Annotated in this window: 15 protein-coding genes; 2 read left to right on the top strand and 13 right to left on the bottom strand. The window is 76.0% G+C overall.

The window, feature by feature from the left end; translation table 11 throughout:
• Window positions 1-3: 3 nt before the first annotated feature.
• The gene (locus tag ACI79X_RS03975; protein WP_457024123.1) at window positions 4-366 is read right to left on the bottom strand and encodes a hypothetical protein; all 363 of its coding nucleotides are present in this window, start codon (window positions 364-366) and stop codon (window positions 4-6) included.
• A gap of 84 nt (window positions 367-450) precedes the next feature.
• A complete protein-coding gene (locus tag ACI79X_RS03970; protein WP_457024122.1) occupies window positions 451-2,766 on the bottom strand; it encodes a M20/M25/M40 family metallo-hydrolase in 2,316 nt (771 codons plus the stop codon).
• A 63-nt stretch (window positions 2,767-2,829) separates the two neighbouring features.
• On the opposite strand from ACI79X_RS03970, the gene ACI79X_RS03965 reads away from it, so the two are divergent.
• Window positions 2,830-3,864, top strand: coding sequence for a molybdopterin-dependent oxidoreductase (locus ACI79X_RS03965; RefSeq protein ID WP_457024121.1), 1,035 nt, complete (start codon window positions 2,830-2,832; stop codon window positions 3,862-3,864).
• Window positions 3,865-3,949: 85 nt separating this feature from the next.
• On the opposite strand, the gene hisH is transcribed toward ACI79X_RS03965, so the two are convergent.
• From hisH to hisD, 6 genes are read right to left on the bottom strand one after another with little or no spacing between them, the layout of a single operon-like run.
• Window positions 3,950-4,585, bottom strand: coding sequence for an imidazole glycerol phosphate synthase subunit HisH (hisH, locus tag ACI79X_RS03960; protein WP_457024120.1), 636 nt, complete (start codon window positions 4,583-4,585; stop codon window positions 3,950-3,952).
• A 26-nt stretch (window positions 4,586-4,611) separates the two neighbouring features.
• Window positions 4,612-5,148, bottom strand: a complete 537-nt coding sequence (locus ACI79X_RS03955; protein ID WP_457024119.1) for a nucleotidyltransferase family protein — start codon at window positions 5,146-5,148, stop codon at window positions 4,612-4,614.
• Window positions 5,149-5,201: 53 nt separating this feature from the next.
• Window positions 5,202-5,378 (bottom strand): hypothetical protein, encoded by a 177-nt coding sequence (locus tag ACI79X_RS03950; protein WP_457024118.1) that lies wholly within the window; start codon window positions 5,376-5,378, stop codon window positions 5,202-5,204.
• Between the two features lie 27 nt (window positions 5,379-5,405).
• Window positions 5,406-6,002, bottom strand: a complete 597-nt coding sequence (hisB, locus tag ACI79X_RS03945; RefSeq protein WP_457024117.1) for an imidazoleglycerol-phosphate dehydratase HisB — start codon at window positions 6,000-6,002, stop codon at window positions 5,406-5,408.
• A gap of 5 nt (window positions 6,003-6,007) precedes the next feature.
• The gene (locus ACI79X_RS03940) at window positions 6,008-7,111 is read right to left on the bottom strand and encodes a histidinol-phosphate transaminase (protein WP_457024116.1); all 1,104 of its coding nucleotides are present in this window, start codon (window positions 7,109-7,111) and stop codon (window positions 6,008-6,010) included.
• On the bottom strand, window positions 7,108-8,412 hold the full coding sequence (gene hisD / locus ACI79X_RS03935) for a histidinol dehydrogenase (protein ID WP_457024115.1): 1,305 nt from the start codon (window positions 8,410-8,412) through the stop codon (window positions 7,108-7,110). The genes ACI79X_RS03940 and hisD overlap by 4 nt, the downstream gene beginning before the upstream one ends.
• A gap of 112 nt (window positions 8,413-8,524) precedes the next feature.
• Between hisD and ACI79X_RS03930 the strand changes: the two genes are divergently transcribed.
• Entirely contained in the window at window positions 8,525-9,379 is an 855-nt protein-coding gene (locus tag ACI79X_RS03930) for an LON peptidase substrate-binding domain-containing protein (RefSeq protein ID WP_457024114.1), read from the top strand.
• On the opposite strand, the gene ACI79X_RS03925 is transcribed toward ACI79X_RS03930, so the two are convergent.
• The 5 genes from ACI79X_RS03925 to ACI79X_RS03905 form a co-directional block, all read right to left on the bottom strand.
• Window positions 9,376-10,065, bottom strand: coding sequence for a hypothetical protein (locus tag ACI79X_RS03925; protein ID WP_457024113.1), 690 nt, complete (start codon window positions 10,063-10,065; stop codon window positions 9,376-9,378). The two genes, ACI79X_RS03930 and ACI79X_RS03925, sit on opposite strands and share 4 nt — an antisense overlap.
• A 70-nt stretch (window positions 10,066-10,135) precedes the next feature.
• Window positions 10,136-13,708, bottom strand: coding sequence for a DNA polymerase III subunit alpha (gene dnaE / locus ACI79X_RS03920; RefSeq protein WP_457024112.1), 3,573 nt, complete (start codon window positions 13,706-13,708; stop codon window positions 10,136-10,138).
• 212 nt (window positions 13,709-13,920) lie between these two features.
• Window positions 13,921-14,364 carry a GNAT family N-acetyltransferase gene (locus tag ACI79X_RS03915; protein WP_457024111.1) on the bottom strand — a complete coding sequence of 148 codons (444 nt, stop codon included), beginning with the start codon at window positions 14,362-14,364 and terminating at the stop codon, window positions 13,921-13,923.
• Window positions 14,361-15,182, bottom strand: a complete 822-nt coding sequence (locus tag ACI79X_RS03910; protein WP_457024110.1) for a CPBP family intramembrane glutamic endopeptidase — start codon at window positions 15,180-15,182, stop codon at window positions 14,361-14,363. Before ACI79X_RS03910 ends, ACI79X_RS03915 begins: the two co-directional genes overlap by 4 nt.
• 15 nt (window positions 15,183-15,197) lie before the next feature.
• A complete protein-coding gene (locus ACI79X_RS03905; protein ID WP_457024109.1) occupies window positions 15,198-16,133 on the bottom strand; it encodes an RluA family pseudouridine synthase in 936 nt (311 codons plus the stop codon).
• Window positions 16,134-16,174: the final 41 nt, after the last annotated feature.

Here is a 16,174-nt window from a genome sequence, read left to right as displayed (position 1 = left end):
CGGTCAGTCGTCACCGTCGTCGTCAACGTCGTCGCCGCCGCCGTCGTCCCCGTCGTCACCCGGGCCGTCGTCCGCGTCGTCGTCGGGGACCGGCGGCGGGGGGACGACGTCGGTGGCGGGCGGCGGGACCGGTTCGGGCGACGGGGCGGGTCCGGGTGAGGGTCCGGGCTCCGGCGGCGTCGATGTCGACGGCGGCGGGGACGGGGAGGTCGAGGGGCCGGACGGCTCGCGGGCGGGCACGTCGATGCGGGCGGGCACCGCCGGCGCTCCCGCGCCGGACGGGCCGAGCAGCGCCCACGCGGTGCCGCCGGCCAGCAGGACGACGGCGAGCCCGGCCAGGACGGCGGGCACGAGGCGGGAGCGCACGGCGCCGAGCCTGGCCCGCGGCGGTGACCGGCCGGTGAGACGTCGGTGAGAGCACTCTCATCCGCCGCCCCGGCCGGGAGCGCGTCAGCCCAGGTCGGTGGTGGCCCCCACGACGACGAGGTCGGCGGTGTGCGAGCCGGCGGTGTCCACGGTCGGCGGCCGCGGCTCGAAGCCGGGCAGCCCGCCGAGACCGGTGCTGCCGTCGACCACGCGCAGCCGCAGCGGCCCGCCGCCCGCCACGGTCACGGTCGCCTCCAGGCCCTGCTGCGGCGGGGCGTGGAAGGTCAGCCACAGCCGGTCCTCCCCCACCGCGCCGGCCGGCACGTCCCGGGCCTCCGCGCGCGCCGCGACGACCCGGCCGCCGCCGGTGTCGAGGTCCAGGACGACGAAGCCGACCGGCCGCTGCGGCGTCACGCGCACCGTCACGGTCCGCTCGTCGCCGGTCCGGCGGTCCTCGAGCACCTCGACCGTCGGCGCCGGCAGCCCCGCGTCCTCGGCCGGCCCCGCCGCCACCGGGATGCCGCGCACGTACGGGTAGTCGTGCGGCAGCGTGCGCGGCGTGCCGACGTAGCGGGCCGCCTCCTCCCCCGGCCGCTCCTCGGTGCTGAACCACCACGCCTCGCCGGTGTCGGCCTCCAGCGCGTACGCCAGCCGGCTGGGCACCGGGTGCTGCTGGTCGAAGCGGTCCACGGCCAGCCCGGCCGCCGTCAGCAGCAGCGCGAGACCGGCCGCGGTCGCGGGCACCGCCAGGGTCCGCAGCCGCACCGGGCCCGCGGGGAACAGGCCCTCGAGCACCGGCAGCAGGGCGAGCAGCAGCAGCGTCACGACCGCCGCCGGGGCGGCCGCGCCGGCCAGCCCGAGGGCGGGGAGGAACAGGGCGACCGTCGGGGCGAGCACGACGACGGCGACCCCGCCGGCCACCACGCCGCCCACCGGGGCGGCCCGGCCGGGCAGCAGCCCCGCGAGGACGCCCGCCAGCGCCGGGAGCGCGGCGAGGTACGACCCGCCCGGGGCCAGCGCGGCGAGCACGGCCGCGAGGACGGCGAGCACCGCCAGCGCCCCGGTCCGCAGCGCCGCGGCCCCCAGCCCGCGGCGCAGCAGCGCGTACCAGGCGAGCACCACGACGGCGACCAGCGCGACCGCGGCCAGCCGGAACCAGCCGGGCCGCCAGGGGTCGGTCATGACGGCGTAGCCCGGCCGGACGAGCGCCAGCAGCCGCCACAGCCCGCCCACCGCCAGCGGCGCCAGCACGAGCGGCACCAGCGCGGCCACCGTGCCGAGCAGCGTCCGCGGCAGCGACGACCCGCGGCGCCGGTCCACGACCGCCAGCACCACGACGCCGAGCAGCGCCGCCGCGGCCAGCGGCTCCACCAGCGACCCGGGGTAGCGCGCGAGCCCCGTCGGGAGCGGGAACCAGGTGGCGTCGCCGCCGGCCGGCCGGGCCAGGGCCGCGAGGTCGGCGTCACCCAGCTCGCGGGCCAGGGCGAGGGTGTTGTCGCCGAGTGCCTGCAGCGTCCGGCGGTCCAGCCGCGAGGGCGTGTCCTGCGGGGTGTGGTAGGCCGCGCTGCCGTCGATGAAGGCGGTGTTGACCCCGGTGAAGTCGCCGTCGGCGAGCAGCACGCTGAAGTCGGTGTCGTTGGGCATCGTCCGGTAGACCTCGACGGCGAAGCTGCTGGCCACCGGGTGCGGGACGGCCGCGGCGTAGCGCTCGGCCAGCGCGGCGTTGCCCCGCGAGGTCTCGAACGCGATCGGCGGGCCCGACGTGCCGCGGGCCTCGAGGTTGAGCACCACCCCGCCCCGCGCGGCCAGCGGGTGGCTCGCGGCGAACGCCTCGGCGCCGCACAGGCAGGCCTCCTCGGCGTCGGTCAGCACCACCACGACGTCGTTGCGCAGCGGCTCGCCCGCCGTCAGCGCCCGCACCGCCTCCAGCAGCGTGGCGACGCCGGCCGCGTCGTCGGCGGCCCCGGGCCCGGTCTCCACCGAGTCGGTGTGCGCCATCAGGAACAGCCGCCCGGTGCTCGCGGTGCCGGGCAGCACGGCGACGACGTTGCGCACCCGGGCCATCTCGGTCTCGCCGGGCCCGGCCTGGCCGGTGCCGACGGCGTTCTGCACCCGGGTGTCGAGCCCCAGCGCGGACAGCTGCGCGATCAGCCCGTCGACCACGCGGGCGTGCGCGTCGCTGCCGGTCAGGTGCACCTCGCCGGCGATCTCCTCCACGGTGACGCCGGCGCGCGCGGCGCTGAAGGCGCCGGCCGGCGCGTCGGCCGGCGCGGGGTCCGGGGGCTGCAGCGCGAGCACGCTCCACGCCGCGAGCGCCGCCAGCAGGAGGAGCGCGGCCAGCGACCCGCGGAGCCGGTCGCGGCGCTCCGGGGCCGGGGCGGACGGGCGCGACGCGGGCAACGGGCCTCCTCGACCGGGTGCGGGACCGGGTCACCCTAGGGGCGGCAGGGGGAGACTCCGGGGATGCCCGCCGGATCGCTCCCCCGCCGCGCCGGGCGCCGGACGAACCTGGGCCTGCTGCTCCTGCTCGCCCTCGCCGGCGTCACGGGGCTGCTGGCCTTCGGCGTGGGGACGCCGCTGCCCTCCCGCGTCGTCGCCGTCGCGCACGGCGCCGCGGGCCTCGGCCTGCTGGTGCTCGCGCCGTGGAAGTCCGTGGTGGTGCGCCGCTCCCGCGCCCGCACGCGGGGGCGCCGGGACCCGGCGGTCGCCTGGGCGCTGGCCGGGCTCACCGCGCTCACCGTCGGCACCGGGGTGCTGCACGGCGTCGCCGGCACCACCGTGGGCGGCGTCGGCGTCCTGCAGGTGCACGTCGCCGCCGGCGTGGCCACCGGGCTGCTCGTGGTGCTGCACGCCGTCGGCAGCCGGCAGCGGCCGCGGCGCACCGACGCGTCCCGGCGGGCGCTGCTGCAGACCGGCGGCCTCGCGGCCGGCTCGCTCGCGCTGTGGGCGGGGGTCGAGGGCGCGCTGCGCCTGACCGGTGCGCCGGGCTCGCGGCGGCGGGCCACCGGCTCGCACGAGCGCGGCAGCGGCGACCCCACCGCCATGCCGGTGACGCAGTGGTTCACCGACGCCGTGCCGGAGGAGGCCGGGCGGACGCTCGACCTGGTCACCGGCGGGCGCACCACCACGCTGCGCGTCGCCGCCCTCGACCGCGGCGACGCCGTGACCGCCGTCCTCGACTGCACCGGTGGCTGGTACGCCGAGCAGGAGTGGCGCGGCGTGCGCCTGGACCGGCTGCTGGCCGGGCTCGACCTGCCCGCCGGCGGCAGCGTCGACGTCGTCAGCGTCACCGGCTACCGCCGGCGGCTGCCGCTCGCCGACGCCGGGTCGCTGCTGCTGGCCACCCACTGCGCCGGCGAGCGGCTGTCGCCGGGGCACGGGGCGCCGGTGCGGCTGGTGGCGCCCGGCCGCCGCGGCTACTGGTGGGTCAAGTGGGTGGCGCGGGTGGAGGTGGTCGACGCGCCGTGGTGGCTGCAGCCGCCGGTGCCCCTCCAGTAGGAGGACCCCCTGCCCCCCACCGCTCGCAGGCTCGCGGCGGGCCCCTGCAGGGGGCCGGTGGACAGGACCCTCGCGGGGCCGGTCCTCAGAGGGTGGCGAGCCAGTTGGTGAGCAGCTGAGCGCCGGCGTCGCCGCTCTTCTCCGGGTGGAACTGGGTGGCCGACAGCGCGCCGTTCTCCACGCCGGCCACGAACCGGTCGCCGTGCTCGGCCCAGGTCACCTTCGGCGGCGCGAGCCGCGACGGCGGGCCGTCCTGGCCGAGGGGGAACTCGCGCACGCCGTAGGAGTGCACGAAGTAGAAGCGCTCGTCGGCGATCCCGTCGAACAGGACCGTGCCCTCGGGTGCGGCGACGGTGTTCCAGCCCATGTGCGGCAGCACCGGCGCCTTCAAGGCCTCGACGGTGCCGGGCCACTCGCCGCAGCCCTCGGCGTCGTGCCCGTGCTCGACGCCGCGCTCGAAGAGCACCTGCATGCCCACGCAGATGCCGAGCACCGGGCGCCCGCCGGCCAGCCGGCGGCCGATGGTGCGCGGCCCGTCGACGGCGCGCAGCTCCTGCATGCAGTGCGCGAACGCCCCCACGCCGGGGACGACGAGACCGTCGGCGTCGAGCGCCGCCTGCCGGTCGGCGGTGACGGTGACGTCGGCGCCGACGCGGGTCAGCGCCCGCTCCGCCGACCGCAGGTTGCCCGAGCCGTAGTCGAGGACGACCACCTTCTTCACGCCAGCCACGGTACGTGGCAGCGCTCCTACGCCCGCCGGGATTCCCGCCGGTCCCACGGCAGCACGGTGAGCTCCGGCCACACCGACCGCCAGCGGGCCGCCTTGGCCTCGTAGACCTCCCGCGGCGCCGGGCTGGCCGGGTTGGGCCGGACGACGAGGCCGAGCACGTCGTCCAGGCCGTACGGCGCGTACAGCCGCGGCCGGCCGTCCTCGACCGTCACCGCCACCGCGCAGCAGGGCGCCGCGAACACGTCGACGGCGTCGGTGCACGCGCGGAACGGCGCGGGCGGCGCGGTGCCGAAGCGGTCGGCGTACCAGAGGTGCACCCGCGCCTGGTTGCGGATCTCCACCGGCACGGCCATGCCGGCGAAGAGCTCCGCGCCGCGGCGGATGACGGCGTCCTCGGCGTCCCAGGAGCGGTCGTCGTCCCAGTAGGACAGGTCGGCGTCGCGGATGCCGGTGCCCGGCGGGCGGCCGGTGAGCCCGTTCCACGCCGTCTGGAAGAGCAGCCCGGCCGTGAGCCACCACTCCCCCGCGCCGAGTGCCGGCGCCCGGTCGAGCACCGCGGCCACCGTCGGGTCGCCGAGGACGAGGCCGAGGAACCGGTCGGCGTCGCTCAGACGAGCCTCAGGATCCCCGAGGCCGTGGCCAGCAGGGCGGCCACCAGGAGCACGACGGCGAACAGCACCTGTGGGCCGGTGCGGCCCTTGGTGTCGTGGTCGGCCCGCCAGATGCTCCACGCCCCGCCGAGCAGGAACCCGCCCAGGACGACGAGGACGACGCCGAAGTTCACGCGAGGGACCGGAGCGACGTCATCGGGCTACAGCGCGCCCTTGGTGGACGGGACGCCGGTGATCCGCGGGTCGAGCGCGACGGCGGTGCGCAGCGCCCGGGCCAGCGCTTTGAACTGGCCCTCGACGATGTGGTGGGCGTCGCGGCCGGCGTAGAGGACCCGCACGTGCAGGGTGATCCGCGCGTTGAACGCGAAGGACTCGAGCACGTGCTTGGTCAGCGACGTCGGGTAGTCCGGGCCGATCATCGGCGTCATGGTCTCGGGCTCGGCGTGCACGAAGTACGGCCGGCCGGACAGGTCGACGGCGGCCTGCACGAGCACCTCGTCCATGGGGATCGTGGCGTCGCCGTAGCGGGTGATGCCCTTCTTGTCCCCGAGTGCCTCGCCGAACGCCTGGCCGAGGGCGATGGCGACGTCCTCCACCGTGTGGTGGGCGTCGATGTGCAGGTCGCCGTCGGCCTGCACGGTGAGGTCGATGCCGCTGTGCTTGGACAGCGCCGTCAGCATGTGGTCGTAGAAGCCGACGCCGGTGCTGATCGAGCTCTTCCCGGTGCCGTCGAGGTCGAGCTCCACGACCAGCTCGGTCTCGCTGGTGGCGCGCTCGACGCGGGCGGTACGACTCATGGGTCTCAGTCTCCCAGGCGGTGCTCGGGGGCCACCTCACCCAGGGCGGTGAGGAAGGCGTCGGTCTCGGCGGGCGTGCCGGCGGTGACCCGCAGCCAGCCGGGGATGCCGACGTCGCGGACGAGGACGTCGTGGGCCAGCAGCGCCTTCCAGGCGGCCGGCGCGTCGGCGAACCGCCCGAAGAGGACGAAGTTGGCGTCGCTCGGGACGCTGGTCAGGCCGAGCGAGGGCAGCGTGGCGACGATGCGGTCGCGCTGCTCCTTGACCGCGTCGACGGTGGCCAGCAGCGCGTCGGTGTGCGCCAGCGCGGCCCGCGCGGCGGCCTGCGTGAGCGAGGACAGGTGGTAGGGCAGCCGGACCAGCTGCACCGCGTCGACGACGGCGGGGTCGGCGGCGAGGTAGCCCAGCCGCAGGCCGGCCATGCCGAACGCCTTGCTCATCGTGCGGCTGACCACCAGGCGGGGGCGGCCGGGCAGCAGGGTCAGCGCCGACGGCGTGCCGGTGCGGGCGAACTCCGCGTACGCCTCGTCCACCACCAGCACGCCCTCGGTGGCGTCGTAGAGCCGCTCGATCGACTCCAGCGCGACCGCGGTGCCGGTGGGGTTGTTCGGGCTGGTCACGAAGACGACGTCGGGGCGCAGCTCGCGCACCTGGGCCACGGCGGCCCCGGCGTCGATGGTGAAGTCCTCGCGGCGGTGCCCGTCGACCCATCCGGTGCCGGTGCCGGCGGAGATGATCGGGTGCATCGAGTACGACGGCGTGAAGCCCAGCGCCGTGCGCCCGGCGCCGCCGAAGGCCTGCAGCAGCTGCTGGAGCACCTCGTTGGACCCGTTGGCCGCCCACACCTGCGCGGGCTCGATCCGCTCCCGGCCGCGGCTCAGGTAGGCCGCGAGGTCGGTGCGCAGCGCGACGGCGTCGCGGTCGGGGTAGCGGTTGAGCTCCAGCGCGGCGTGCCCGAGCGCCTCGCCGAGGCTCGCGAGCAGCTCCGCGGGCAGCGGGTGCGGGTTCTCGTTGGTGTTGAGCCGGTGGGTGACCTGCAGCTGCGGGGCGCCGTAGGGCGTGCGGCCGCGCAGCTCCGGCCGCAGCGGGAGCTCGTCGAGGGACGTCACGGCTGCTGCCGCACCCGGACGGCGGCCGCGTGCGCGGGGAGGTCCTCGGCGTGGGCGAGCGCGTCGACGTGGCCTGCCACCTCGGCGAGGGCCTGCTCGTCGTACTCGACGAGGTGGATGCCGCGCAGGAACGACTGCACCGACAGTCCGCTGGAGTGCCGGGCGCAGCCGCCGGTGGGCAGCACGTGGTTGGAGCCGGCGATGTAGTCGCCCAGCGACACCGGCGACCAGGCGCCGACGAACACCGCGCCGGCGTTGCGCACGCGCAGCGCCACCTCCCGGGCGTCCCGGGTCTGGATCTCCAGGTGCTCGGCGGCGTAGGCGTCGACCACGGCGAGGCCGGCGTCGACGTCGTCGACCAGCACGATCCCCGACTGGCTGCCGTCCAGCGCCGTGAGGATCCGCTCGGAGTGCTTGGTGGCCGCGACCTGGCCGGGGACGAGCTCGAGGACGGCGTCGGCGAGCTCCTCGCTGGTGGTGACCAGCACGGCGCCGGCGAGCGGGTCGTGCTCGGCCTGGCTGATCAGGTCGGCGGCGACGTGCACCGGGTCGGCGGTGTCGTCGGCGAGGATGGCGACCTCGGTGGGGCCGGCCTCGGAGTCGATGCCGATCAGCCCGCGCAGCAGCCGCTTGGCGGCGGTGACGTAGACGTTGCCGGGGCCGGTGACCATGTCGACCGGCTCGCAGGAGCCCGCGCCGTAGCCGAAGACGGCGATGGCCTGGGCACCGCCGACGGCGTGCACCTCGGTGACGCCGAGCAGGGCGCACGCGGCGAGGACGCCCGGGTCGGGCAGGCCGCCGTGGTCGCGCTGCGGCGGGGTGGCGACGGCGATCGACTCGACGCCGGCGATCTGCGCCGGCACCACGTTCATCACCACGCTGGACAGCAGCGGGGCGAGCCCGCCGGGCACGTAGAGGCCGACGCGGCGCACCGGCACCCAGCGCTCGGTGACCGTGCCGCCGCGCACGACCTGGGTGGTGACGTCGGTGCGGGCCTGGTCGGCGTGCACCCGCCGCACCCGGGCGATGGACTCCTCCAGCGCGGCGCGGACCTCGGGGGCCAGCCCGTCGAGCGCCGCCTGGATCGCGGCCGGCGGGACGGTGAAGTCCTCGGCGTCGACGCCGTCGAGGCGGGCCGTGATCTCGCGGACCGCCTGGGCGCCGCGGATGCGCACGTCCTCGCACAGCGGCCGGACGGTGGCCAGGACCGAGTCGATGTCGGTGGCCGCACGCGGCAGCAGGCCGGCCAGGTCGCGGACCCCCGGCAGCGCGGATCCGCGCAGGTCGATGCGGGCGAGCACGGGCGGGCCTCCGGGGGCGCGACGGGGAGCGGACGACCTCCCAGGGTAGTCGGGGCGGATCGGCCCCCTCGCCGGAGCGCCCGGGCCCCCGGCCGCCCGTAGGCTCCGGGCCGTGGGTGACCTCGTCCCGCTCTTCCCGCTCGGGACACCGCTGTTCCCGGGGATTGTGCTGCCCCTGCACGTCTTCGAGCCGCGGTACCGGGCCCTGGTGCGCGACCTGCTCGCGCTGCCCGAGGGCGGGGAGCGGCGGTTCGGCGTGGTGGCCATCCGGCAGGGCTGGGAGGTCGAGCGGGTCGCGCCGGCCGAGGCGCTGTACGACGTCGGCTGCACCGCGCTGCTGCAGGCGGTCCGGCCGCAGCCCGACGGCGGGTTCCGGGTCGTCGCCGTCGGCGGCGAGCGGTTCCGGCTGCTCGACGTCGTCGTCGGCGAGGACCCGCCCTACCTGCAGGCCGAGGTGGAGTGGCTGGCCGACGAGGAGGCCGCCGAGGAGGCCGCGGGCGACCGCGAGGAGGTCCTCGACGAGCCGGCCGACAGCGCCGCTCCGCCGCCCGACCAGCTCGACGAGGGGCTGGTGGCCGAGGCGGCACGCGGGTCGCTGGGGCTGCTCGAGCGCGGCGTGGGCGACCTGTTCACCCGGTACGTGACCGCCATCGCCGGGCTGCAGGCCGGCCTCGACGGCGAGGAGGTGGGCCGGGCGGCGGAGCTGGCCGGTGCCGGGGAGGACCCGACGGGTGCCGCGGCGCTGCTGGACGCGGTGGCCGGCGACCCGCGGGCGCTGTCCTACCTGGTCGCCTCGGCGGCGCTGCTCACCACCGAGGACCGGCAGGCGCTGCTGGCGGAGTCGGCCACCCGGCGGCGGCTGGCCACCGAGAGCCGGATGCTGCGCCGCGAGCTGACGCTGCTGGAGACCGTCGGCGCGGTGCCCGCGGCCCTGCACCAGTTCGCGGGCGAGACCAGCCTGAACTAGCGGCCGAGGTCGCCCCCGGCCGGCCCGTCGGAGCCGCCCCCGTCCCGGCCGAGGTCGTCGCGGGAGGAGAACAGCGCCGCGACGACGTAGACCGCCAGCGCGGCGAACGGTCCCACGGCGAGCCCGGGCAGCGACGACAGCTGCAGGCCGGTGGTCACCCGCGCGCCGACGTCGGCCAGTTGCTCCGCCGTCGGGCCGGGCGCGAGCAGCTCCCCCAGCTGCCAGGCGAGCAGCCCGGCGACGGCGGTGCCGGCCGCGGTGGCCACCACCGTGGCGACGCCGCGGCGCCGGCGCATCGCCCACGCGACGGCGCCGGCGAGCAGGCCGAGGCCCGCGAGCACCAGCACGAGCACGCCGTCGTCGGCCACCAGCAGCTCCGGCGAGGGGCGGCCCACCGGGACCGCGCCGCCCTCGACGACGTCGAACTCCGCGCGCGGGGCCAGCCACAGCCACAGCAGCCCGGCCGGCAGCCCGCACAGCGCCAGCGCGCAGCCCCAGGCGACCGCGGCGCGCAGGTCGGCGCGCGCCTCGGCCAGCCACCGCCCCGCCGCCGGGCGCGCGGCGGCCGGTGCGCCCGCGAGGGACGCGGCCGCGTGCCCGGGTGCGTGCCCGGCCGCGGGTCCCACGGTGGCCGCGGGCACCGGACCGGGGTACGGGCCGTCGGGGAGCGGGGCGGGGCTGCTCACGGCACCCAGTGAACCCCGCTCCCCGGGGAGCCCGCCGCCGGGGGCGGGCCCCGGCGGGCTCACCCGCGGCTCACAGCAGGGCGACGCTGGTGGGCCCGAGCAGCGCCTTGATGTCGCCCATCAGCGCCGTGCTCGGCCGCACCCGCAGCCCCTGGTCCAGCCGCAGCACCGTCTCCCGGCCGCCGTTGACCAGCTTCAGGTGCACCTCGGTGGTGCCCGGGTGGCTGCCCAGCACCTCGCGCAGCCGCTCGACCACCGGCGGGGTGCAGCGGGCCGCGGCCATCTGCACCATCACCGGCCCGCGCGGGCCCTCGGTGAGCTCGGGGATGGTCACCTCGGAGCCGAACAGCGAGGGCTGGTCGTCGCGCCGGCTGATCCGGCCCTTCACCACGACGATCTGGTCGCGGACGACCTTCTCCGACACCTCGGCCCAGGTCTTCGGGAAGAACAGCACCTCGATGCCGGACTCGAGGTCCTCGAGGGTGGCGATCGCCCACGGCGCGCCCTGCTTGTTGGTGCGCGGCGAGACCCCGGTGAGGATGCCCGCGATCGTCACGTTGGCGCCGTCCTCGACCCCGCCGGCGTTGATCTCCGCGATCGGGGTGTCGGCGTTGGCCGCGAGCACGTGCTCGACGCCGTGCAGCGGGTGGTCGGAGACGTAGAGGCCGAGCATGTCGCGCTCGAAGACCAGCCGCTCGGACTTCGACCAGTCCGCCGTCGGGACCGCGATGTCCAGCGCGCCGCCGAACGGGTCGTCGGCGCCGCCCTCGTCGCCGAAGCTGCCGAACAGGTCGAACTGGCCCTCGGCCTCCTTGCGCTTGAGCGACATGGCGGCGTCGACGGCCTGGGCGTGGATCGCGGCGATGCCCTGCCGCGAGTGCCCGAGGGAGTCGAAGGCGCCGGCCTTGGCGAGGGACTCGATGACCTTCTTGTTGCAGGCCACCGTGTCGATCTTGCGCATGAAGTCGGCGAAGTCCTTGAACGCGCCCTTCTCCTCGCGCGCCCGCACGATCGAGTCGACGACGTTGGTGCCCACGTTGCGCACCGACGCCAGGCCGAAGCGGATGTCGGTGCCGACGGCGGTGAAGTCCCAGGAGGACTCGTTGACGTCGGGCGGGAGCACCTTGATGCCCATGCGCCGGCACTCGGCCAGGTAGATCGGCCGGCGGTCCTTGTCGTCGCCGACGCTGGTGAGCAGGCCGGCCATGTACTCGGCCGGGTAGTTCGCCTTGAGGAACGCCGTCCAGTAGCTGACCAGGCCGTAGGCCGCCGAGTGGGCCTTGTTGAACGCGTAGTCGGCGAACGGGACGAGGATGTCCCACAGCGTCTTGATCGCCGCGTCGGAGTAGCCGCGCTCCTTCATGCCGGCCTCGAAGCCGACGAACTCCGCGTCGAGGACCGACTTCTTCTTCTTGCCCATCGCGCGGCGCAGCAGGTCGGCCTTGCCGAGCGAGTACCCGGCGACCTTCTGCGCGATGGCCATGACCTGCTCCTGGTACACGATCAGGCCGTACGTGCCGCCCAGGATGTCCTCGAGCGGCTCGGCCAGCTCGGGGTGGATCGGCGTGATCTCCTGCTGGCCGTTCTTGCGCAGCGCGTAGTTGGTGTGCGAGTTCGCACCCATCGGGCCGGGGCGGTAGAGCGCGCCGACGGCGGAGATGTCCTCGAAGTTGTCCGGCCGCATGAGCCGCAGCAGCGAGCGCATCGGGCCGCCGTCGAACTGGAAGACGCCGAGGGTGTCACCGCGGGCCAGCAGCTCGTAGGTGGCCTTGTCGGTGAGGTCCTTGCTGATCTCGTCGAGGTCGATCGGCTCCTTGCCGTTCGCGACGATGTTGCGCAGCGCGTCGTCGATGACCGTGAGGTTGCGCAGGCCCAGGAAGTCCATCTTCAGCAGGCCGAGCGTCTCGCAGGTCGGGTAGTCGAACTGCGTGATGATCGCGCCGTCGTTCTCCCGGCGCATGATCGGGATCGAGTCGATGAGCGGGTAGCGGCCGATGATCACGCCGGCCGCGTGCACGCCCCACTGGCGCTTCAGGCCCTCGAGCTTGCGGGCCTGGTCGACCACCTCGGCCGCGCCCGGGTCGGACTCGTAGCGGGCGCGGAACTCCGCGGCCTCCTTGTAGCGGGGGTGCGCCGGGTCGAAGACGCCCGACAGCGGGATGCCCTTGCCCATGACGTCCGGCGGCATGAGCTTGGTCAGCTCGTCACCGACGGAGTAGGGCCGGTCGAGCACCCGGGCGGCGTCCTTGATCGCGGCCTTGGCCTTGATGGTGCCGTAGGTGACGATCTGGCTGACCCGCTCCTCGCCGTACTTCTGCGAGACGTACTGGATGACCTCCCCGCGGCGGCGGTCGTCGAAGTCGATGTCGACGTCGGGCATGGAGACGCGCTCGGGGTTGAGGAACCGCTCGAAGATCAGCCCGTGCGCCAGCGGGTCGAGGTCGGTGATGCCCATGGCGTAGGCGGCCAGCGAGCCCGCGGCCGAGCCACGGCCGGGACCGACGCGGATGCCGTTGTCCTTGGCCCAGTTGATGAAGTCGGCGACCACGAGGAAGTACCCCGGGAAGCCCATCTGGGTGATGATCCCGACCTCGTAGTCGGCCTGCTTGCGCACGTGGTCGGGGATGCCGTTCGGCCAGCGCTTGTGCAGCCCGCGCTCGACCTCCTTGATGAACCAGGAGGTCTCGTCCTCCCCCGGCGGCAGCGGGAAGCGCGGCATCAGGTCGGCGCCCTCGGTGAAGGTCACCTCGCACTGCTCGGCGACCAGCAGCGTGTTGTCGCACGCCGCCTTCAGGTCACCGGGGAACAGCGCGCGCATCTCGGCGGCGCTCTTCAGGTAGTAGCCGTCGCCGTTGAACTTGAAGCGGTTGGGCTCGTTGAGCCGCGAGCCGGTCTGGATGCACAGGAGCGCGTCGTGGGCCTCGGCGTCCTCCTTGTGCGTGTAGTGGAGGTCGTTGGTGGCCAGCAGCGGGATGCCGAGGTCCTTCGCGATCTCCAGCAGCGCCGGGCGGGTCTTCTGCTCGATCGACAGGCCGTGGTCCATCAGCTCGGCGTAGAAGTTCTCCCGCCCGAAGATGTCCTGGAAGTCGGCCGCCGCCTGGCGGGCGCGGTCGTGCTTGCCCGCGCGCAGCCACATGTTGACCTCGCCCGAGGGGCAGCCGGTCGTGGCGATGAGGCCCTTGCCGTACCGCTCGAGCAGGTCGCGGTCGAAGCGCGGCTTGCGGTACTGGCCCTCGAGGCTGGCCAGCGAGGAGATGCGGAAGAGGTTGTGCATCCCCTCGGTGGTGCGGGCCAGCAGCGTCATGTGGGTGTACGCCGCCTTGCCGCGGTTGGACCCGCCGTCGCCCTCCTCGTCGATCAGCTTGTCGCCGAAGTCGTAGGGCGCGCGGTCGAAGCGCGAGCCGGGCGTGTAGTAGCCCTCCATGCCGATGATCGGCTTCACGCCCGCGGCGTTGGCCTGCTTGTAGAAGTCGTAGGCGCCGAAGACGTTGCCGTGGTCGGTCATCGCCAGCGCCGGCATGCCCTGCTCGGCGGCGGCCTTGGTGACCTCGGGCAGCTTCGCCGCCCCGTCGAGCATCGAGTACTCGGTGTGTACGTGCAGGTGCACGAACGAGTCGTTGCTCTGGGCGGCTGCGCTGCTCACGGCGGTGCGGTGCTCCTCACGGGTCGTGCTGGCCCGGCCGTCGGGTGCTCCGGCGGGCGACCGGCGGGGAAGACCGGGCGGTGCGGTGCGGGCTCGGGCGGTGCCGGCCGGGCGACCGGCGCGGGCCCGGGCCGGTCCCCCGATCCTCGCACCGGGGACGTTCTACGCCGAGGGTCTGACAGGACGTGTCTCGGCCGGGCGGGTCGCGCCCGTCACAGTGGCTCCTCCAGCGCGCGCCGCATCGTCACGTGCACGATCCCGGCCTCCTCGTACTCGCCGCCCACGGCGGTGTAGCCGGCCCGCTCGTAGAAGCCGCGGGCGGTGACCTGCGCGTGCAGCTCCACCTCGGCCAGGCCCCGCGCGAGCGCCTCGCGGTGCAGCACGCCGAGCACCGCGGCGCCGTAGCCGCCGCCCCGCGCGCCGGCGTCGACCGCCATCCGGCCGATCGCCGCCCGCCCGCCGCGCTCGAGCAGCCGGCCGGTGGCCACCACCCGCCCGGCGCCGTCCCGGGCGACCGCGTGCACCGCGGTCGCGTCGGCGGCGTCCTGCTCGATCTCCGGCGGCACGCCCTGCTCCTCCACGAAGACGCGGGTGCGCAGCGCGACCAGCTCGGGCCAGTCGGCCGCCGTCGCCACCGTCGCCGTCGGCCGGCTCATGCGGGCGCTCCCCCGGCCGGCCGCCGTCCCCGGCGCGGGCCGGGCAGCGGCGCGCCGCCCGGCAGCGCCGACTCCGGCACCAGCAGGAAGCGCAGGTCGACGGCGGCGTGCAGCAGCACCGGCAGCAGCAGCGACCCGGTCTCCAGGTAGAGCCCGGCGAACACCGCCCCGAGGACGCCGGTGAGCACGACCCCTGGCAGGCCCTGGTAGGCGTGCGCCAGCCCGAAGGCCAGCGCGCCGACGGCCACCAGCACCACCTGCGGCACGTCGCCCACGACCGCGGCCACCACCGCGAGGAAGAAGCCGCGGTAGAGCCACTCCTCGCACACGCCCGCCGTCACGCCGACCACGGAGAACAGCCGCCGCTCGGAGGGCGAGCGCGGCAGCAGGGCGAGCGTGGCGTACCCGGCCGGCTCGGCGTGCCGCCCCTCCCCCGGCCGGGGCTCGGCGGCCCGGGCGAGCGCGCCGGAGCGCAGCGCCCGCACCGAGGCCAGCGCGAGCAGCAGGACCAGCAGGGTCGCCGCACCCGTGACCGGGCCGGGCAGCCCGCTCGGCCAGGCCAGCCCGACGGCGGCGGCGTCGACCCCCGGGGAGGACAGCCACAGCACGAGGGCCAGCAGCGCCAGCCCCCACTCCAGGACCAGCAACCGCAGGTAGAACGACCGCCGCGCGGCCGGGTCGGTGCGCAGCCGCCCCTCGAACCGGCGGTGCAGCACGTGCCCGACCACCGGCTCGCCCGCCACCAGGTAGCCGGCGACGACGACGGCCGAGAGCGCGGCCGGGCCGAAGTCGGCGAGGGAGGCGGGCAGGTCGGTCACGGCGGGCGGGCGCCCTCAGGACTCGGCGCGCAGGATCGCCAGGGCGCCGGCGAGGTCGGCCGGGTAGTCGCTGGTGAACTCGACCCAGTGCCCGTCGGCGGGGTGGGCGAAGCCGAGCCGGACGGCGTGCAGCCACTGCCGCGAGACGCCGAGCCGGGCGGCCAGCGTCGGGTCGGCCCCGTAGGTCGCGTCGCCCACGCAGGGGTGGCGCAGCGCGGAGAAGTGCACGCGGATCTGGTGGGTGCGGCCGGTCTCCAGGTGGATGTCGACCAGGCTGGCCGCCGCGAACGCCTCGATGACCTCGTAGTGGGTGACCGAGGGGCGCCCGCCGCTCACCACGGCGAACTTCCAGTCCGCGCGCGGGTGCCGGTCGATCGGGGCGTCGATGGTGCCGCGCGACGGGTCGGGGTGGCCCTGCACCAGCGCGTGGTAGCCCTTGTCGACCGTGCGCTCCTTGAACGCCGCCTTGAGCAGCGTGTAGGCGCGCTCGCTCTTCGCGACGACCATCAGCCCCGTCGTCGCGGCGTCGAGGCGGTGCACGATCCCCTGCCGCTCGGCCGCGCCGGAGGTGGAGATCCGGTAGCCGGCCGCGGCCAGGCCGCCGGAGACGGTCGGCCCGTCCCAGCCGGGGCTCGGGTGCGCGGCGACGCCGACCGGCTTGTCGACGACCACGACGTCGTCGTCGTCGTGCACGACGGTCAGGCCCGGCACCGGCTCCGGCGGCGGGGCCTCACCCGGCGGCGGGGGCAGCTCGACCTCCAGCCAGCTGCCGCCGGTGAGCCGGTCGCCCTTGCCGCGCACGCGGCCGTCGACCCACACCCGCTCGGCGTCGGCGAGATCGGCCGCGGCGGCGCGGGACAGGCCGAACAGCCGGGCCAGGCCCTGGTCGACGCGCTGGCCCTCGAGTCCGTCGGGCACCGGGAGGGCGCGGTGCAGCCCGGGAGCGCTCACCGGTCCATCGTGACAGAGGAAGGACCCCCTCCTCCCTCCCC

The organism is Geodermatophilus sp. SYSU D01119 (genome assembly GCF_054049975.1).
This window is presented reverse-complemented; position numbering and strand designations above follow the sequence as displayed.

Bases quoted from the DNA above. Each gene is read 5' to 3' on its own strand.
- ACI79X_RS03965 (WP_457024121.1), top strand. From the start codon at position 2,830: ATGCCCGCCGGATCGCTCCCCCGCCGCGCCGGGCGCCGGACGAACCTG.
- hisB (WP_457024117.1), bottom strand. From the start codon at position 6,002: ATGAGTCGTACCGCCCGCGTCGAGCGCGCCACCAGCGAGACCGAGCTG.
- ACI79X_RS03915 (WP_457024111.1), bottom strand. From the start codon at position 14,364: ATGAGCCGGCCGACGGCGACGGTGGCGACGGCGGCCGACTGGCCCGAG.